The organism is Cupriavidus sp. H19C3, assembly GCF_049393815.1.
Taxonomy (GTDB): Bacteria; Pseudomonadota; Gammaproteobacteria; order Burkholderiales; family Burkholderiaceae; genus Cupriavidus.
Genome location: NZ_CP184985.1, coordinates 1,800,012 through 1,815,369, shown reverse-complemented (window position 1 = coordinate 1,815,369; position 15,358 = coordinate 1,800,012). Strand labels below are relative to the sequence as shown.

Sequence of the window (15,358 nt, the reverse complement as noted above, 5' to 3'; positions counted from 1 at the left end):
TTTGAGTCCTTTTTTTTCGTCTTCATATTTTGACTGCTCTTGATGTTTTACTAGGTGAAAGATGTTTTGAAAGCTTTTTATTGAGCAAGAATTTCTCAAGAAAATTTATTGCATCGTTATTTGATAAAGACCTCTTCAAAAACTCTACACCTCTTTTGTCAATTTTTAAACCTGACTCAATAAGTGATTTTGCACCTTCAACATTGTTAAACATGGCAGCATCAACAAATCTAAAATCCAAGTTAATTTTGTTTGCATCATCAAATATTGAAATAATCTGACTTGCCGCATTGTCCCAAAAATTACCTTCACTCATTTTTATTCTCCTTGCTCTCTTTCTTCTTTTGCAATGATTAGAAGTGCTTCATACACTCTTAAATTTCTCAATGTTTTTGTTTCGTTCTCAAAAACACCTATTTTCATTCTTGATTTAACTTTATCCTGAATTCTTTTTGAAGCATAAAGTAGAGTTAATCTTTCTTGGTGCTCATCACACATATACATTGCTGCACTTACTACACTTGCATTGTCTCTCATTTTCTTAGAGCAATATTTCAAGTTTTGATAGTCACTTCTGCAAGCAACTTCACAAACAAAATCAATATCTCTGAAATACTTGAATCTTGCTTTTTTGAAGTGTTCTCTTCCAACACTGTTATATTTTTCTAAGTCTTCAATGGCTGAATCAGAATCTTCATACCAAAAATCATCAATTCTTTCTTCCTCTGTGTCTCCAAAGGTTAGGTAGTGGTTTTCTATTTCTTCTTCTTGGATTGAATCAAGCTCTTGCTGTAAAAATCCCGGCATTGAATACTTAAACATTCTTGATTTGTATTCAAGAACTGTTTCAGGTTCGTCTGACTTGAAAATCTCTTTTGGAACATCACAGATAATTATTTTTGTATTTCTCATTTTATTTTCCTTTTATTTATAATTTAAGTATAAGAAAATAAAATCTAAAATCAATAGGTTGTTGTCAAATAGGATATCTTCTATTGAGACAAATAAGCAAGGCTCCTAAGTGGAGCCTTTTATCCTTCATTGAAAAATTCCTTGTGCTACTGCTCTTTCAAATGGTTTCTTGATTTCTTCTGAGTAAGTACATTGCCCTGATGTTGGTTTCTTTATTTCACTTCTAGCCATTAACTCACTTGTTCCAATGCTGAATGTTAAGACTGAAAGCACAAACATTGTTATAGATGTTTTTCTATTCATATTATTCCTTTATAGTTGTAATTTAATCTTACGAAACTGAAATCTAAAATCAATAGGCAAAATAAAAAAGGCTCACTTGGAGCCTTGTTTAGAAAAGAACTTTTTTATTGCAGTTCTTTGTTTCATCTTCACTAAACTTTCTCAATCCTAGTCTTCTATATTTTGATTGATTAAGTAGAGTCAAGTCTAATGTGTAGTGATGATTGCTTTTTGACTCTGCCACATCCAAAGCTGTTAGGTAGTTGGCTTGTAGGTCTTCTGATGTCCAGTTGTTGACCTTCATGATGTTGTGAGTGATGTTCACTTGGTCACTCTTTCCCTTGTGTTTAATGGTGTGTCCATAGTGAATTCCACCGTGGCACTCATGACAGATTGCGGTCATGCCTTCAAGCTTCTGAACCTTGCTTGACTCGTTAAAGCTCCATATCTCATGACATTCAAGCTTGGCATTCTTGCCGCATATCTCACAACAATCTTTGGCTTCCTGGCTGTGTAGCTTGGTGATTCTTGTCCATTCTTCACCTGTCAAAACTGCTCTGACATTCTTATAGTGTTGATTGGATGGAATTATTTCAATCTGAATCTTTGCCTTGTTCTTTGCTTTCTTCTTTATGAAGAATGGAACTAAGATAATGAGTGATAATAACAATAGATAAATCATGGTTGTCTCCTTGTTTATAAGATGAAGAAAATTGTTGAACACAAGACAAGAGAGACAACAACACTGATACACATCATTTGAACTGCTAGTTTTTTGTTTAAGTCATACTCTTGGGCTATAAGCATTGCTGTGATTTGGGTTCCCATCATTGAATCAATGAGTAGGGCTTTCTCTGTGTCTCCAAGGTCATGCCCTGTCATCCAAAGGAATGAAGCAACAAGCAATGGTGATAGGAAGACTCTGAAGAAGATGCCTGTCATCAATGGTTTGATGTTCTCTTTGATGCCTTGGAAATGAAGCTGCAGCCCGATGGATAGAAGGGCCAAAGGTGCAACACATGCACTGAGTTTTTCTAAGGCTCCTGTGAGCTCGTGCGGATAGCTGACACTGTTCAAGGCTATGGCGATCGCGGTGGCTATGAATGGTGGGAAGGTTGCTATCTTCTTGAAGGTATTGACCAGGTTGAAGCCCTGTCCTGCGGTTGAGAAGTAACTAGCAATCAACACTCCAAAGGTGAGTACACAAGGTGTGCTTCCAAGCTGGTCAACTGCTATGGCTGTTGGCATGGCTGAGTCACCAATAATGGCTTGAATCATTGGTATGCCTAGAAAGGCTGTGTTGCCTGCTCCTGCGGTGAGAATTAAGCAGCCTATGGTTTCCTTGCTGAACTTCATCCATCTACCAATGATGATGAAGAAGGCTGTTGCAATGCCTGTAAGAAGATATGGCATTGAAGCTGAAGCAAAAAGACTGAATGAGAAATCTACATTGTGTAGATACTTCAAAATCAATGATGGTAGAAAGATGTAGATTAAAAGTGTGTTGATTGTTTTATAGTCGTCTTCTTTTGTTTTCTTTGTTATGTTCAACGCCACACCAACAACAAACATAACAATCATTATTATTATATTTTCCATACATTCCTTTATAGTTGTTATAAATGAATATACGAAAATAGAATTTAATTTCAATAGTCTATTGACAAAAACATAAAAACAATTATTGTTTACTCATAATCTACCAGGGTTAAGAAGGCTCACAAAGTCACTGAAAAAAGAAAAGCAACTTATAAAGTTGTTTTTCAGTTTCTAAAAATGAATTAATGCATCCATAAGATGAACAAAAAAATAAAGCTACTCACAAGGTAGCTTTTTTTATTTGTGAACTTGATTTTTAATTGATATTTTGTATTATAGGAAAACAACTATAAAGGAAAATATCATGATAAAGAAAATAATTACAATAAGTGCAGTCTTATCTTTAACTGCTTGTGCATCTGTTCAATCAACTCTTGAAAAAGGTACTGAGAGTTTGAATAAAGCAGTTCATAACATTGGAAAGCCAAACACAACTCCAACAACTTCAACAGTAACACCTTCAACAAGTGCATCTGTTCAAACAAATCTTGGGACAGTTGAATCAGCTAATGTCTTCTATGGAAAGATTTTGCAGGTCAAGAAAAAGCCTGATGGTGTGAGTCTTGTTGTTCAGTTAGAGAATGGTGCTGTCTTCTCTCTTCCTTCTGCTGCTGATAGTGGCTTCAAAGTGAATCAGAAGGTGAAGGTTCTCCAACAAGGAAAGCAAGTTTCAATTCAAGCAATCTAAAAAAGAAAAGCCCCGATTGGGGCTTTTTTATTACTGCAATTCTGGTGGAATTACGCCTGGTGGACATTTCCAAACTTGAGCATTGACCTTCACACATCCATTGTTAGGCTTTGCCTTTGGTTTTTCTTCAACCTTGGCTTCTTCAAAGACTGGTGTGATTGGCTTGTCATTCACCATTGGTTGAACTTCAACTTTTTGACCTTGTGCTTCCATTTGGTCAATCAACTTATCAAAGTCATCTTGTTCATCAATCTGTTGAGCAAGTGGCTTAGTAGTGTCAATTTTGATGTTGCTGAATGAAGCAACTTTTTGAAGGGTCTGACTTGCTGAAGCTGAGATTGGTTTGTTGCTCAACATAGATGAAAAGGCTTCTGAATTCATCCACAATGAACCGAGTAGGGTTGTAGCTCTCTTGTCCTGTTTGACTTCCCATTTGTCATTCACTTTGATTCTGTATTTATAGACAAAGGTTTGAGCTACCTTCTGACTGTTCTCTTCAGTTGGGTTAGCTGCATAGGTCTTCACTGCCTTTTGCATGGTGGTGAATTGTTTGGCTCCACCTATGCCAAGTCTGTAAAAGTGGTCAATCAAAACGGCTTGTTGGTTGGGCTTCAACTTCTTCCAAGCATCTGAACCTATCCAGTTGATAGCTGCTTCTTCACATGGCTTTCTCATCTGGTCTACCACTGATAGAGCCTGTGGCTGTGTGATGGCTATTCCTGGCTGTGGGTTAGCTTCAAGGTTAGGTTTTCCCCCTTTGGCTATCCCCATGACTGCAATCTTCTCTGTGGTTGGTTTGTCCAATCCTGCTTTGGCTGCATAGGTGCGGTTAGCACTCTGGCCATTCATGGTGATGTTCCACCCATAACCTAATGCCCATCCAAGGTTGTCTCTGTATGGATGGGATACATAGCCTTCTGATGTCATTACAAGGGCATGGAAGAACTCGCCTTTGTTGAACTCGGCCAATGCTGAAGTGGTGCTTCTATCCCTGTCTTTACGGCTGTTTCCTGAGCCTGTGGCGGTGGCGGTATTGGTGGGAGTAGATCCAGGTGTTGCACCTGGTTGAGCTTCAGGGGCCTTCTGAGGTGCTTCTGATGGTTGCTGTGGTTGTGTCTGTTCAGTCTTTGGTGTCTCTTTGGTAGCAACAGGACTGAATGAGAAACCTGAACTTGCTGACTCTTCTTTTTTCTTATCATCATTACATGCTGTCAATGCAAAACATGAAATGATTAATAGTGGAATTATTTTTAGTTTCATATTGTTTTCCTTTATAGTTGTTCTTATATATTACAAAATTGGAAAACAAAGTCAATAAAAAAGGATTCATCAAGAATCCTTTTGTTTTTTATATCTTCAATTTCTTTTCTTCTTTTCCATCACTTCTGAACTTCTGACTAAACTTTTTGTACATTTCAACTCTGTTCTTTAAATTTGCCAATTCAATGATGAAGTCTTTGTTTAATTTTCTCTCTTGAATGATTTCATCTACTACTCTTATAAATTTTTCATCCTCATAAAGCTTTTGTCCGAAGTAATCTTTATTAAGATATTCAGCATACTCTTCTTCAGAGTCACACAATGAGATTGCATAGAGGAAGTATTTAAATAATTCATCAGTTTCAGTGAGTGCATGAAATGAAGATGGAAGGTTTAATCTGAAAGCATCCTGAACATAGCCCAACAATTTGATAGGCTTCCAACTAATAAGACTACGATAAAGAAGGTATCCAACATTATTATCACTCAATAAAATCTTAGAAAGATTTCTTGATTTTTCATTTTTCAAAAGAACCCTAACACACTCGCTAGATTCTGAAACAGAGTAATTTAAAAATTTGTCGTAATTTTCCAAAAAGAAGATGTCATCCACTTTACTGATTGCCTTTTCAAATCCTGAAACATCTTTTGCTAATATCAAATTCATTATTTTAGAATAACAGTCATTGCTCTTTCTCACTTGTCTTCTTGGGCCTTTTAATAAGCCAAGTATTTCTTCAATTATTTTCATATTTTTCTCCTGTAATACTTATATATTACGAAAACAAAAATTAGAATCAATAGAGAAAAATAAAAAAGGCTCCAATTGGAGCCTTTGCTTGTTGAACTTATTCATTACTACATTCTAGTTGTGTTATTTTTGCATATTGTTAAAAATAATAGGATATGAACAAAATGTGTTTCTATCTAATTCTAGGAGACTTTGTTTTATGAATTCAATTTCTTCATTAGTCAATAATCTATCTTCCTCAACTTTCAAGATTTGAGTGTATGAGAATTGATGTGCAGTGAAAGGATAATTGTCATGATAAAGCTTAACACTGATGAATTCATCTGTAGCAAATGAGTCAATGCCACAATTTGTTTTGATAAGGTCTTCTTCTCTTAAGGAAAGTAAAAGATTATTAAGGGTGTTTTTGTTGGTGAAATGTGTGTTGTAGCTCATGATATTTTCTCCTTTTTATTATCTATCATGGTACTAGTATGAAAAATTAAAATCTAAAATCAATAGGTTGTAATGAAGATGGATATCCTTTGTTGGAAGGTTTTTTTGTCTTGGTGGGGTGTTGTCCTGGTTGCACCTGGTTGAGCTCGTAGCAGGGCGGTAGAGACTTAGGCTGTAGCTGTGGCCTGTAAGGTAAGCGTGCGCGGCTCCGTCCGTGCCTCTTGGGAAATCATGCAACAGTGGATAGCAACACTAGGCAACAAAAAAGAGCCTGTGGCTCTTTCTTTACTCCTTGCTTCCTTTAATGATTCCTCTCAATGTCTTTGTCATGTCTGAATTCAATGAAAGATGAAATCTTTTAACATAATCAGGTACAGCAGTGCGATCACTATGTTTTTGATAAGCATCAAGAATTGCAAAAGCAACTAAGTCTTCATCTGTTATCTCTGATTCATCTTTTGATTTAACTTCATTGCGATATTTATAAAAAGCCCAATGATTTTTTAGATACATGTCCAAAGCATAGGTTATGTATTCCTCAACGGTTTCAAAATCAGAAATTTCTTTGTAGTCAAAAGTATGCTTGTAGCCAGTTATCTTATGGACTGCTTCAATCTTTTTTGTTGTTGTTTTGCTCATAGTATTCCTTTGTTTTTCTTATTCTATGAAATATAGTTTTCTTGTCAATAAACTTCACTGACTAAATCTTTGGTTTTTTCTCTTTTGTGCCTTTTTCTGAAAGTGTTTGAGAAAGCTTGATATGTAGAATTCTCTTTCTCAACTCTGCATTCTCTATGCTATCAAAAGATTTCTTATTGATGATTTGAAGATTCTTGCTAACAATAACCTTGATGACTCTTTCAATGTTGAATAGTCTCATGTAGTTGCCACTCTTCAACCTGATTTCTTTATCAGCCTTTTTGAAGTATTTTTCAATGTCTTTATTTGAAAGAAAACTTCTTAACTGAGTGAGATTAAAATTTTCTTGTCTCTGTTGGTCAACCATGTTCCAAAACTGAATTTGTTTTTTCTGTCTGAAGGCTTCTTTCTCTTCATTGGAAAAAACCCAATTACCCCTTCCTATGAATGTTCCCATTGCTTTCTCCTTGTTCTTTAAATAAGCATACGAAAACAAAACCGATAATCAATAGGATGATTCTTAAAATTGTCTGAGACTGTCCGGTGTCTGACTGAACAAAAGTTCACCCGGACACTTTAAAAGCCTTTATCCATAGGGCTTTCAGAAAGGTGTCTGGGGTGTCTGGGTGGTTTTGAAGTTCAATCTAAGAAAAAACATTTGTTCAAATATCTTCACCTTCTACTTCTATATGTTTATTAATACACTCTTATCAACTTGAATTATGAAAGTGGTCGGACACGTCAGACACTTCATTGAAAGTCTTTATTCATAAGGGTTTCAAGCTGTCCAACTGAAAAAAAGTTCACCCGGACACTTCATTAGGTCAGACACTTTGAATAGTGTTTTGGTAAGCACAAAAAGAAAAGTCAGCACATTGGCTGACTTTTTTCTTTGGGTTCATCATGGCTTACACCTCAAATGGATTATCACCTTCCTCTTCATCACATTCCATGTTTGGTTTGAACACTAGATTGATGTAATACTTTCTTTCTCCACAATCAGTTTTCTTTTTCTCAAAAAGACCTTCTTTGAAATACAAACCTACACGCTTCCAAAACTCACTATTTCCATAAGGAAGAATGCCTTTATCTAAGCAATAGGCTTGGTATCTTTTGAAAATATCATCCTTCTTGGTGAATGCTTCAGAACATTTAACAAGATATGTATTTTCAATGAATGGAATGACATTATTGCTCTTTTGCTTTTCCTTGCTCTTCAAAACTTGTAGATGTTCAGGAATGATGAAATCACCATTCTCACCACGTTTAAGAAGTCTTTGTAGACCTGTCAATGCCCAATCAAGAACAATGCCCATTTCTTCCTCAACAATCCTCTTCTCAAGATTAAGAATCTTGTTGGCTTCCTTGAATTGTTTTTCCCAAGGCATGATGATTAGACGACGCCAAACACCATCAGTCTCATCCTGGATTCTTGGGAATGAGTTGCAACAGATAACCCATTTGGCAAATGGTTTTAAGGTGAATTGGCTGAGTCTCTTAATCTCAATAACAACACGATCACCTGAAATCAACTGCTTCAACATTTCTTCATTGATGCCTTTTTTTGGTGACTCTGCTACTACTGCAAGACTTGCATCAGGTAATTGAGATAATCCAAAGTTGCTAAGTTTCTCCATAAGAATACTGATTACGTTTTTGTGAAGATTGGCAATAACTTCAGCATAAACACCTTTACCGTTTGAACCATCACCTACATGAACCATACCTTTCTGATAACGGGTATCGTTTAAAAGGGTATAGCCTGTGTATTCTTGCAATACATTTTGGTTTTCAATGTTTGGCTGAGAACTATCAAGAAATTTCTTCCACAATGAATTTTCAGGAAGAGACTTAGGATGATATTCAATCATTCTTGGAAATGACTTACCAAATTCATCAACTCCATCTTCAAGACTCTCTTTTACTTGAACGATGTTTCCAAGGTCATCAACAATTTCTTTTTTCAAGTCGCCAATTTTCACATTGATTTGATGTGTTAAACCAATGCTTTTGTTTGGCTTCATGATATAGGCTGTTCCTTCCTTGTTGATCATTAACCAATAATCAATCAATGGAATAAAAATCAAATCTTTAGATTGCTCTGGAAAACTTCTTTTGTTAAGCAAACCAAGTTTTGCAGTCTCAAAGCAACCATAAGCATTTTTTGCTGTGGCTTTGTCAGGATGTTTTTCTTCTAACCATTTCAATGCTGACTGTTGACCTTCAAGCTTGCTCAATCTTTTCCAATGGTTGCCAACCCAATTATGCATAAAGCACTCTTCTTCACGTGCAATGGAAGCATAGTTTGAATCTTTATAAACATGCTGTGCATACAAAGGTTCAATCTCTGTAATTTCATTAGCTTTAATCTTCACTTCTTGGCTCTTAGCTTTTTGCTTTTTGTCTTTTTTAGGCTCTTCCTCAGAAGTGATTTCTGTTTTTTTGTTTAACTTCTGATGAATATATGACTCATCAATGTAGGCAATTAAATCTTCACCATCTTGCTCTTTTGCATAATTAACACCTTGAAGATACTCATTGATATATGGAATATTTTCAGCAGCAATCTCATCAATTGCTCCTGCTCCAAAGCTTAGGTACTTTTCAAGGTCATCATCCTTTCTCAAATTTGGCTTCAAGTTTTTGATGAATTCTTTTTGTTCTTTATTTCTTATTGTTTCTTTTGTAAACGCCATATTTATTCCTTATAGTTTTAGTCTTGTGGCTTTTCTCCTTTCAGAAATGTAGCCATTAAAAAATTTACTCTACTGACAAACCTAACAACTTCAACTTGGCTTCAATGATTTCATTTAATCCTTCTCTTGCTATCTTCTGAAAACTGAAACCATTTTCTTCTAATAACTGAACTTTCTTTTCTTGTTCTATATATAATCTAATTCCTCTTATGTGACTTGCAACATTCTTTTTTCTATTTCTTGTTTTCATAATATCTCCTTATTTATGTTAACATTTAAGCAAAATAAAATAAGAAGTCAATAGATCAATCAAAATTAAGTTTTGAAATCATTTCAATGAACTTTATTTTTGAAAGAGGGAAAAAAGCATTTGTTCCTTCTTCAAAGATAGAGACTGAAACAAGAACATCATTTTTTACTTGTCTCTTGAGTTGAAAAGTTTTTTCTTGAAAAATACTTCTGAACTGAGAGACAAAGGCTATTGGTGAAGTAGTCAATGGCAACTTTGCCTTGTGTTTCTTCATCATGATTTCAAGCTGTTTTTCTTGAAAAATAGCGGTGGCTGTGTGCTGTTCATGAATGGGCTTGAAAAGCTCTTTCAGGGTCAATACTTCATTGATGAATCTGATTGCTTTGTTCACCTTCTTGAGTTCGTTGTTCATGCTGTCTCCATTTCTTCTGATGGTTTGGTTTGCTGACTCACTTCATTGATGGTCTGAAGAATTCGCAAGGTTTCATCAAGTTCTCTGTTCCCTACGATTTCTGCATACATATCAAGTGGTGCATTGGGTATCCACCAATAAGCAACCTTTTGATTGTTGTTGATGGCTGTGTAGTCGGTGATTGCATTACCGTGGCTCACATTCAATGAAGCCAAAGGGATTTGGTGAAGGATTGAATGCATGATGATTTGAACGGCTGTCATCCTCACCATGTTGATGTCCAGATCCACGGCAAGCATTTGAACCTTGCCAATGGCTTCTTTGCCCTTTGTCTCATTGATGTACCTGAGAGCTCCAAGCAACAAGGAACCGGCGCCGCACCCTGTAGGGTCTGCAATGCTTCGTTCTTCGCTGAAGTCATCACCATGTAGGTTCATTGCTGCCAAGGTGTAGGCAACCTTGGGCGGTGTTAGGAACTGGCCTAGAACCTTGCCTAGATGCTCGTCATAGAGCATTCCTAGAACGTCGGTGAATGGCTCAGATTCCTTGATGGCTGTGATGAAGTCCTTCACTAGCTCACAGACGATTGCATGGGCTTTTGGCTCGTCCTGGTAGTGCTTGAAGCTCATGGAACCAAAGGAACTACTGAATTGGTACAGAGTTCTTGGAAAGGCTTGATTGATGAAGTCCTTATCAATCAGAAGAAGACAACAGTAGTTGATGATGTCTTCCATCACTTGTTTAGGTTGGATGTTGCGACGTTGAAAAGCACTGCAAGCATCTTTGATTTTTTTACTGAATTCCTTGCTTCGTTTTTCTGTTTTGTTCATGTTGTATCTCCAAAAAATTGTTGGTGTATTGGGTTAAATTTTTTCTTCTCATACTCAAATCTTTCTGAGTAGGTGCTTTGAAACTCTTTAGCTAACTGAGATTGACTTAGCTCTATTGCTTGGGCTTCATCTAATGAATCAGCCCTAATAGCAACATAACCATTTGTTCTTGTTAGCTTGACTACAGGAAAGATGAAGGTCTTCATGCTCGTACTTCCTCAATCCTGTATGTCTTCTTGTATCCACTACCAAACGAATTAAAAATGATGTTTATTGTTTGGTTGAGTTGATCAAGATTCATCACTTCAAAGATGTGCTTGTCTTCATAACAAGAATTGATGTCAAGAAAAAATCTAATCAAATAAATTGCCTTGTCTGGTTTTATGCTTGAACTGTGAACCCATCCCATACCTTCCCATTCTTCAAAAACTAAAAGCATTAGCTTTTTAATGTCAGAGAATTCTTCAGGTGTAAATTCACCATCATCATCCTCATAAAAAATTTCAAGCCTGTATTTGTTCATTTTCTTCTCCTTGTTTAGCTTCTTCCTCTGCTTCATATCCAATGGCTGCAAAAGTAAGTAGTGAAGCCATAACCTGATTTACCCAAACATTTTTGTAGTTGTTGGCTGCAACCTTATTTCTCATGGCTACTTCAATGATTTGCTTTTCAGTCATCTTTTTTTCTTGAGAGACTTTCAAGCCCTTGAGAATCATTGAATGCCCATAGTCATTGAAATAGTCCAAAGCTGTTTCAAGTGCCTTCTGTCTGCAATTCCTGATGATGCGACTTTCAACCATCATCAAAGATAAGAAGGCTTGTGAAATCTCCACAACATGACTTGCTTTGTACCCATGTCCTAAAAGGTACTCTCCTGCCTGGGTAATCTTGTTTGCTGCTTTAAAAAATTTGTCTTGCTTCATTTTCTTTCCTTTCGTTAATCTGTTTTTCATCAAGTGCAAGTTGAACAATCAACCTCACTCCATTCATGACTGTTTGAATTTCAGTTTCCTCAAGAAATGGATAGTCACGAATAACAATGAACCTCAAAATCACATCATCACAATCAAAATCAAAGTTATTGAACTTTTCCATTTCTTCAACAAACTTCTTAGCAATTTGATAGCTGTAATTCATCCTTTCTAATGCTGTTCTACTGTTCATAAAAATCTCCTTTCATTATTTAATCTCCTTGTTCGTTACAAATAACTTGTTCACAATCCTCAAAATCAACCAATGTCCAATTTGAAAAATCCAACTCACTTGCTTCATAAGAAGCCAATTCATGTGCTTCATCTTCTGAATTTGCTTCAACCTCAAAATAATTTACAAAATATGCTTTACTAGAAATCTTCACTTTGTATTTCATAATTCACTACCCATTAATCTTGCATCTTCAATATCAAACTCTTCCCAAATTTCATCCCAAGAAAATAAGTCAGAATTCAAAGTGTGTCCTTCTGCAAGTTTCTTAGCTTCATCTTCATTTTCAGCTTCAACATGAATATATGTTTGATGTGCTGAATGTCTTGTAACCATTACACTGTATGTTTCTTTCATTTTTAAATCTCCTTAGTTAAACAACCAAACATAATCATCAGCTTTCTCTACTTCTGCTTGAAGAACTTGAGAGTATTCAAGCCTTCCTTCTTCAGCCTGTTTCATTACTTGGCTTTTTGCTTCATCAGAAGTTTTTGCATCCACCTTCATCACTACTTTTGCATTCACTACAACCTCAAACTGTTTCATACAATCTCCTTAATAAATATGAATGTGTTTATATTCAACCTTTTCAGCCTGACAAAAATTATTCAAGTATTGATTAATTTCTTTCATATCAAGATTTAATTCAACTTCACTAGCTTTACCTTCAATGAAGTAGGTAAGAACTAGCTTGTCATCTTTGAGAAATGTCTTAAATCCCTCAAAAAATCCAATGGGCAAATCAAAAGCAAGTTTTGCAAAAACTTTGTTGAATGCTCTTTGCAGTGAAAAAAAATTAAATGACTCGCTTGAACCATCTTTCTTAAACATGCTTACTGCAAATTCTGTTTTATTCCAATAATCCATAATCTTTTTTCCTTTCGTTTTATTCAGTGTTTAAATTTTAAAATTTCTATTCTTTTTTATCGGTGGAGTGATTGACTTCAAAACGCCATTGACAACTTCACCATTCTTGTGTTATGCATATTCAAAACTCTTCTTGATGACAACTTCTGAATATTCACAATCATTGTTTTCTACAAAATCAGTGATGTATGCCTGGGTTGATTTCAAGGTGTATTGCAATCCAAACTCACCACAATCATCTTCATCTTGTTCATTTTGATAAAACACACAAAGAACCCGTCCATCAACATGAGTTTCAAAATTACATTCAGGAAATAATTCTTGAAATGCTTCATTGAATGCATCCTGAAGAGTGTCATGCTCTAAATCTTTGTGATAAATATCTTCATCATCATATTTATATAAGACTGTAAAAATTGGTTTTCTCTTCATAATCATTCCTCTTCAACACTCAAAACATGGAATTGACCTTTTGAGTCCTGATTCCATTCATCTTTTGGAATTTCATACATCAATTTCTTTGCAATACGGTTTGCTTCATCTTCATCTTTTGCAGAAATATTGATTGATGCAGTAGCAACCATTAGCTTTTCAACAAGAACAGTAAAATTCTTTTTTACCTCTTCAATTGAGTGGAGGTAGTAACCATCACTAAGACTGCTATCCATTACAAAGCCTTCAGCTTCCATTTCATTAAAGGCTTTTTGTTTGGCTTCCTCTTCAGTTTCGGCTTCAACATCAAAATCAATGTATCCACCGATTGAGTTTTTAAAACATGCTTCGTATGTATTCATTTTCAAATCTCCTTAGTTAATTTCTTCGTAAAGCTCATCTTGTTCAACATACTTTTCATTGATGCGGTATTCATAAGAACCACAATCAACTAAATCATCTTCTTTCCCGTTGTAATAACGATCTTCTCCACGGTAGCAACCATGATTGATTTCATTAAGAATTCGCTCTAGGGTTGCCACAATCATTGCTTCTGATGTGTCAGCAATCTTTACTTCAAGCTTGAAAATTGGTTGGTTCATAATCATTCCTTTCTTAGCCTGAAAAAGTTGTGAAGTTGCATTTACCTGGTTGGTCATGCTTCATCCAATAGAACTCACCAACTTTCTTTCCTTCAACAATTGCCATTCCTGAAAACACTTCTGTTTCTGTTTTCACATTCACATTGAAAACATCGTATGCATCAGGATGGTTTCGGATTGCTCCATATTGCTCATAGACTTTTTCAAGGTCTTCACCTGAAACACAATAACCCTCGTGAATTGCAATAACATATTTAGGTTTAATTGCTTGTTCTGCACAATAGACAAGATGAAAGTATTCATATTTGTCTTCACCGTTTTGATGCATGAAATAAATCTTTCCATCATCAGAAACAAGCAATGTCTCAGGTTGCACACAACCAAACTTCTTGTGTTCTTTAATGCCTTTCTTAATCAACTTATCAATCATGTAAATCAATTTGTCATCACTAATGACTTCATGAAGTGGTTTCATACTTTTTTTGATTGATTTGATTGCGTCTTCTTTTTTCATACTGATTTCCTTTCGTTTGTTTTTTCAGTATGGGTATAATAAAAAAATTGGTTTTTTTTCTCGGTGGAGCAATGGGTTTGATAACGCCATTGACAAGATGAAGGGTTTTGTGGTATGGCAGAAAAAAAGCCTGCAAGCCTGAAACAAATCAGAATCAACACTTGGTTGGATGCCTGCTTTCAGGTGTCAGGGTGCGAGAAGATCGCTTGTCTTCATAAGAAGTCAGGTCTTGATGGGGAACCCAATGTTTGGAGTCGCTATAAGACTGGCTACAAGGGCAAGGAATACGAACCAACACCTATGACGGTGAACCGTGTTGACCAGTCTCTACCTGGTACGGCTTTGGTGTTCCTGGTTGGGCCTGCTGGCCTTGCCCTGTGGGATGTTCTAGAAGGCAATCCCTCTGTGTGTCAGAAGGTTCTAGATGAAGAGCTAGGTGAGCATGTGATGAAGGCTTCTGTGTGGATGCTGCTCAAGAAGAAGCCCATCTCTGCAATGACACTCATAGAGAAGTGTCAGGCTCTTATAGAGATAAGTGTTCCTTCGTCTTGGTTTGAGAAGCCTGCTCAACACTCTGATGAAGACTTGCCTGAATTCTGGTGGGCTGATGAAGACAATCCACCAAAGGCAATTGACTTGAGATTTGCAGATACAAGCAAGTTCTATCTGAATCTTCAAGAAGTCATGACTAAATATAAGGAACAAGGAAACATCCTTGCTCTTGGCTATTCAAAGTCTTCCTTCAGAAAGACAATATTTAGTGACTTCAAAATTGCTTCACCAAAAACAATCTTGGCTTTGCTCTCTGCTGCGATTCTTTGTGTCATCAATTCAAAGATTGAAGATAGCATTGAACTATCTTTTATTTATGAATACATCCTTGATGGCATCAATGAAGCAACAAAGTCTATGTTTGGTGAAGAAATAAACTATTACATCAACGACACTTGGAACTTATAAATTAGGTACTTGCGTTTGATTTTTAG

The 15,358-nt window shown here is 35.9% G+C and carries 28 protein-coding genes; 2 read left to right on the top strand and 26 right to left on the bottom strand.

What is annotated here, in order from left to right; translation table 11 throughout:
- Nucleotides 1-22: 22 nt before the first annotated feature.
- The 5 genes from DFLDMN_RS08405 to DFLDMN_RS08385 all read right to left on the bottom strand — a co-directional run bounded on the left by DFLDMN_RS08405 (nt 23) and on the right by DFLDMN_RS08385 (nt 2,793).
- Nucleotides 23-316 (bottom strand): hypothetical protein, encoded by a 294-nt coding sequence (locus DFLDMN_RS08405; RefSeq protein WP_423198006.1) that lies wholly within the window; start codon nt 314-316, stop codon nt 23-25.
- 2 nt (nt 317-318) lie between these two features.
- A complete protein-coding gene (locus tag DFLDMN_RS08400) occupies nt 319-912 on the bottom strand; it encodes a hypothetical protein (protein WP_423198005.1) in 594 nt (197 codons plus the stop codon).
- A 126-nt stretch (nt 913-1,038) separates the two neighbouring features.
- A complete protein-coding gene (locus DFLDMN_RS08395; RefSeq protein ID WP_423198004.1) occupies nt 1,039-1,215 on the bottom strand; it encodes a hypothetical protein in 177 nt (58 codons plus the stop codon).
- 88 nt (nt 1,216-1,303) lie between these two features.
- A complete protein-coding gene (locus DFLDMN_RS08390; protein WP_423198003.1) occupies nt 1,304-1,876 on the bottom strand; it encodes a hypothetical protein in 573 nt (190 codons plus the stop codon).
- 14 nt (nt 1,877-1,890) lie between these two features.
- Nucleotides 1,891-2,793, bottom strand: coding sequence for an AEC family transporter (locus DFLDMN_RS08385; protein ID WP_423198002.1), 903 nt, complete (start codon nt 2,791-2,793; stop codon nt 1,891-1,893).
- Between the two features lie 304 nt (nt 2,794-3,097).
- Between DFLDMN_RS08385 and DFLDMN_RS08380 the strand changes: the two genes are divergently transcribed.
- Nucleotides 3,098-3,481: a hypothetical protein gene (locus DFLDMN_RS08380; protein WP_423198001.1), complete on the top strand. Its 384-nt coding sequence runs from the start codon at nt 3,098-3,100 to the stop codon at nt 3,479-3,481.
- Nucleotides 3,482-3,511: 30 nt separating this feature from the next.
- Here DFLDMN_RS08380 and DFLDMN_RS08375 read toward each other — a convergent pair whose 3' ends face one another.
- The 21 genes from DFLDMN_RS08375 to DFLDMN_RS08275 form a co-directional block, all read right to left on the bottom strand.
- Nucleotides 3,512-4,741: a hypothetical protein gene (locus DFLDMN_RS08375; protein WP_423198000.1), complete on the bottom strand. Its 1,230-nt coding sequence runs from the start codon at nt 4,739-4,741 to the stop codon at nt 3,512-3,514.
- 88 nt (nt 4,742-4,829) lie between these two features.
- The gene (locus tag DFLDMN_RS08370; RefSeq protein ID WP_423197999.1) at nt 4,830-5,492 is read right to left on the bottom strand and encodes a hypothetical protein; all 663 of its coding nucleotides are present in this window, start codon (nt 5,490-5,492) and stop codon (nt 4,830-4,832) included.
- 123 nt (nt 5,493-5,615) lie between these two features.
- Nucleotides 5,616-5,927, bottom strand: coding sequence for a hypothetical protein (locus tag DFLDMN_RS08365; protein ID WP_423197998.1), 312 nt, complete (start codon nt 5,925-5,927; stop codon nt 5,616-5,618).
- A gap of 285 nt (nt 5,928-6,212) precedes the next feature.
- Nucleotides 6,213-6,566, bottom strand: a complete 354-nt coding sequence (locus DFLDMN_RS08360) for a hypothetical protein (protein ID WP_423197997.1) — start codon at nt 6,564-6,566, stop codon at nt 6,213-6,215.
- Between the two features lie 61 nt (nt 6,567-6,627).
- Nucleotides 6,628-7,023: a hypothetical protein gene (locus DFLDMN_RS08355; RefSeq protein WP_423197996.1), complete on the bottom strand. Its 396-nt coding sequence runs from the start codon at nt 7,021-7,023 to the stop codon at nt 6,628-6,630.
- Between the two features lie 451 nt (nt 7,024-7,474).
- The gene (locus tag DFLDMN_RS08350) at nt 7,475-9,262 is read right to left on the bottom strand and encodes a DNA primase family protein (RefSeq protein WP_423197995.1); all 1,788 of its coding nucleotides are present in this window, start codon (nt 9,260-9,262) and stop codon (nt 7,475-7,477) included.
- A 64-nt stretch (nt 9,263-9,326) separates the two neighbouring features.
- Entirely contained in the window at nt 9,327-9,512 is a 186-nt protein-coding gene (locus DFLDMN_RS08345; RefSeq protein ID WP_423197994.1) for a hypothetical protein, read from the bottom strand.
- A gap of 55 nt (nt 9,513-9,567) precedes the next feature.
- Nucleotides 9,568-9,924 (bottom strand): hypothetical protein, encoded by a 357-nt coding sequence (locus DFLDMN_RS08340; protein ID WP_423197993.1) that lies wholly within the window; start codon nt 9,922-9,924, stop codon nt 9,568-9,570.
- On the bottom strand, nt 9,921-10,754 hold the full coding sequence (locus DFLDMN_RS08335; RefSeq protein ID WP_423197992.1) for an N-6 DNA methylase: 834 nt from the start codon (nt 10,752-10,754) through the stop codon (nt 9,921-9,923). The genes DFLDMN_RS08340 and DFLDMN_RS08335 overlap by 4 nt, the downstream gene beginning before the upstream one ends.
- Nucleotides 10,751-10,960 carry a hypothetical protein gene (locus tag DFLDMN_RS08330; RefSeq protein ID WP_423197991.1) on the bottom strand — a complete coding sequence of 70 codons (210 nt, stop codon included), beginning with the start codon at nt 10,958-10,960 and terminating at the stop codon, nt 10,751-10,753. Before DFLDMN_RS08330 ends, DFLDMN_RS08335 begins: the two co-directional genes overlap by 4 nt.
- Nucleotides 10,957-11,277, bottom strand: coding sequence for a hypothetical protein (locus DFLDMN_RS08325; protein ID WP_423197990.1), 321 nt, complete (start codon nt 11,275-11,277; stop codon nt 10,957-10,959). Before DFLDMN_RS08325 ends, DFLDMN_RS08330 begins: the two co-directional genes overlap by 4 nt.
- Nucleotides 11,258-11,677, bottom strand: coding sequence for a hypothetical protein (locus DFLDMN_RS08320; protein ID WP_423197989.1), 420 nt, complete (start codon nt 11,675-11,677; stop codon nt 11,258-11,260). Before DFLDMN_RS08320 ends, DFLDMN_RS08325 begins: the two co-directional genes overlap by 20 nt.
- Nucleotides 11,655-11,918 (bottom strand): hypothetical protein, encoded by a 264-nt coding sequence (locus DFLDMN_RS08315; protein WP_423197988.1) that lies wholly within the window; start codon nt 11,916-11,918, stop codon nt 11,655-11,657. The genes DFLDMN_RS08320 and DFLDMN_RS08315 overlap by 23 nt, the downstream gene beginning before the upstream one ends.
- Before the next feature lie 19 nt (nt 11,919-11,937).
- Complete coding sequence (locus DFLDMN_RS08310) at nt 11,938-12,111, bottom strand: hypothetical protein (protein ID WP_423197987.1); 174 nt, start codon at nt 12,109-12,111, stop codon at nt 11,938-11,940.
- An 8-nt stretch (nt 12,112-12,119) separates the two neighbouring features.
- A complete protein-coding gene (locus DFLDMN_RS08305) occupies nt 12,120-12,314 on the bottom strand; it encodes a hypothetical protein (RefSeq protein ID WP_423197986.1) in 195 nt (64 codons plus the stop codon).
- 12 nt (nt 12,315-12,326) lie between these two features.
- Nucleotides 12,327-12,503 carry a hypothetical protein gene (locus tag DFLDMN_RS08300; RefSeq protein WP_423197985.1) on the bottom strand — a complete coding sequence of 59 codons (177 nt, stop codon included), beginning with the start codon at nt 12,501-12,503 and terminating at the stop codon, nt 12,327-12,329.
- 9 nt (nt 12,504-12,512) lie between these two features.
- The gene (locus tag DFLDMN_RS08295) at nt 12,513-12,824 is read right to left on the bottom strand and encodes a hypothetical protein (RefSeq protein ID WP_423197984.1); all 312 of its coding nucleotides are present in this window, start codon (nt 12,822-12,824) and stop codon (nt 12,513-12,515) included.
- Nucleotides 12,825-12,935: 111 nt separating this feature from the next.
- Nucleotides 12,936-13,256: a hypothetical protein gene (locus tag DFLDMN_RS08290; protein ID WP_423197983.1), complete on the bottom strand. Its 321-nt coding sequence runs from the start codon at nt 13,254-13,256 to the stop codon at nt 12,936-12,938.
- Nucleotides 13,257-13,258: 2 nt separating this feature from the next.
- Nucleotides 13,259-13,618, bottom strand: coding sequence for a hypothetical protein (locus tag DFLDMN_RS08285; protein WP_423197982.1), 360 nt, complete (start codon nt 13,616-13,618; stop codon nt 13,259-13,261).
- Nucleotides 13,619-13,630: 12 nt separating this feature from the next.
- The gene (locus DFLDMN_RS08280; protein WP_423197981.1) at nt 13,631-13,858 is read right to left on the bottom strand and encodes a hypothetical protein; all 228 of its coding nucleotides are present in this window, start codon (nt 13,856-13,858) and stop codon (nt 13,631-13,633) included.
- 13 nt (nt 13,859-13,871) lie between these two features.
- Nucleotides 13,872-14,372, bottom strand: a complete 501-nt coding sequence (locus tag DFLDMN_RS08275; protein WP_423197980.1) for a hypothetical protein — start codon at nt 14,370-14,372, stop codon at nt 13,872-13,874.
- Nucleotides 14,373-14,486: 114 nt separating this feature from the next.
- Here DFLDMN_RS08275 and DFLDMN_RS08270 point away from each other — a divergent pair, with 114 nt between their 5' ends.
- Nucleotides 14,487-15,332: a hypothetical protein gene (locus tag DFLDMN_RS08270; RefSeq protein ID WP_423197979.1), complete on the top strand. Its 846-nt coding sequence runs from the start codon at nt 14,487-14,489 to the stop codon at nt 15,330-15,332.
- The last annotated feature ends 26 nt before the right edge of the window (nt 15,333-15,358 follow it).